This is a genomic window from Nocardioides sp. 616, from assembly GCF_002930065.1.
Lineage (GTDB): Bacteria > Actinomycetota > Actinomycetes > Propionibacteriales > Nocardioidaceae > Nocardioides > Nocardioides houyundeii.
This window is the reverse complement of record NZ_POAG01000025.1, coordinates 1-1,736: the sequence shown is the minus strand read 5'-3', so window position 1 is coordinate 1,736 and position 1,736 is coordinate 1. Positions and strand designations below refer to the sequence as shown.

2 protein-coding genes are annotated in these 1,736 nt (G+C 65.0%); both read right to left on the bottom strand.

Features of this window, described 5'->3' with window-relative positions:
* Positions 1 to 108: 108 nt before the first annotated feature.
* Entirely contained in the window at positions 109 to 561 is a 453-nt protein-coding gene (locus C5H89_RS18260) for an adenylyltransferase/cytidyltransferase family protein (RefSeq protein WP_104108394.1), read from the bottom strand.
* A gap of 108 nt (positions 562 to 669) precedes the next feature.
* Positions 670 to 1,581 carry a tyrosine-type recombinase/integrase gene (locus tag C5H89_RS18255; RefSeq protein ID WP_104108393.1) on the bottom strand — a complete coding sequence of 304 codons (912 nt, stop codon included), beginning with the start codon at positions 1,579 to 1,581 and terminating at the stop codon, positions 670 to 672.
* Between the last annotated feature and the right edge of the window lie 155 nt (positions 1,582 to 1,736).

Genomic DNA, 1,736 nt, shown 5'->3' with positions numbered 1-1,736 from the left:
CTTGGCGCAGGCTCTGCCTCGCGCCCTCGTACTGGTCCTGCAGCAGTTCGTCGAGCAGATCCATGGGACCACCATGCCGGCGACCCCTGCGCATCGCGGCAGATCCGGTCACTCCGCTGGGGCGGCGGCTGCGTCGAGCACTCGCTGGATCAACTGCGTGGTGGAGATGCCACTAACGCGCGGGACGTACACGAAGGTCCCGGCGGCCACGGCAGGCCCGTAGACGACGTCCGCGCCTTCGGGCGCCAGGTCATCGCCATGCACCACCGTGGTGATTCTGTGCTCGTCCAAAAAGTCCTGAGTCACTCGGTCGGGCGAGTCGGCGATTACCTCGTCGACGTATCTACACGACTGAATCACGGCAACGCGTTCGGCGAGGGTCATGATGGGACGCCTCTTGTAGGAAGCAGTGGTCTCGTCGGAGAGCACACCCACGATCAGCCAATCACCGTGGCGCCGTGCCTCTCGCAGGAGTTCGACGTGGCCTGCGTGAAACAGGTCTCCGACCATGTCGACGTAGACCCTCGAACCTGCGGCCCCTGCCACGTTCGGAGACTCCACAACTGCGCTCCTGCTTCGGTTCGGATCAGCCGACACCGCACAGTTCTACCGGATGCGGCCGCCCCGCACCTCGGCAGAACAGTTCGCGCCGCGCGGCATGCTTGGTCGTTATGTTGCTGAGGCCATGAAGGCGGCCAGGATGTAGTTCGGGTGGCGGTCGAGGTTGCTGCGTGCACGGTCGTATCGCATGGTCTTGCGAGGGTCGGCGTGCCGTGCGGCGATCTGGACGTCGCGGAGGTCGACGCCCGCGTCGAGCATCGTGGTCACGAATGTGTGGCGCAGCATGTGGGGGTGCATGCGCGCGGTGGTGACATTGGCTCTCTTCGCGAGCGCTCGCAGGCGTCGTGTGGCTGCGTGCCGATCCATTCTCCGGTCGAATCGGTTCAGCAGTATCGGGCCAGACGTGCGATCGGCGACCGCTCTGTCGATGGCTCGTCCGACCGCGGGAGGTAGAGGAACGAGGACGGTCTTGTCGCCCTTGCCGTGGACTTTCAGGACGCGGTGGCCGCGAGCCTCGCCGAGCGCCTCCACGTTGGACCCGGTGGCCTCAAACACGCGCAGTCCGAGGAGCCCGAGCATTGCGACGAGCGCGAAGTCGTTGAGGTTGCTGGAGTCGCGGTCAGCTGTGAGGATCGCTTCGAACTGCAGATGGCTCAGGCCGAGTGTCGGTGACTCAAGCGGGACATGTGGACGCCGCACGTACTCGGCTGGCGAGTGCTCGAGGATCCGGTCGATGACACACGTCCGGTAGAACGTCGCGAGTACTGAGAGTCGTCTCGCCACCGTGGAGGGCTGGAGTCTGCGTACTTCTTGGAGCCATCGGAGGTACAGCTCGACGCGGGCACGCTCGGCATGCAGAGGCATGAGGTCTCGTTCCAGGCACCAACGCAAGTAGGCGTTCAGGTCGGAAGCAGTGTGGACGCGGCTTTGGCCCTTGTAGCGGGCCAGGTGCGCAGAGACGGCGAGTCGCAGCATCGGGTCACCGACATCGATGGCGGCGGGAAGAGTGTGGTTGTCCATCAGTCCACAACGCCCCGCACTCGTGCAGTCAGTCAACAGGCGCTAGGAAGGGGGGCCGATCGCGGCATGTGCGGATGGCGGCAGATGCGTACGTCGTCAACCCAGTCGGCGGCGAAGCTCGTCGAAGGCGATGACGACGGAGTTGGCGGTCGCAT

What these genes read in the sequence shown, in the direction of transcription:
- C5H89_RS18255 (WP_104108393.1), bottom strand. Translation starts at nt 1,581, where the DNA reads ATGGACAACCACACTCTTCCCGCCGCCATCGATGTCGGTGACCCGATG.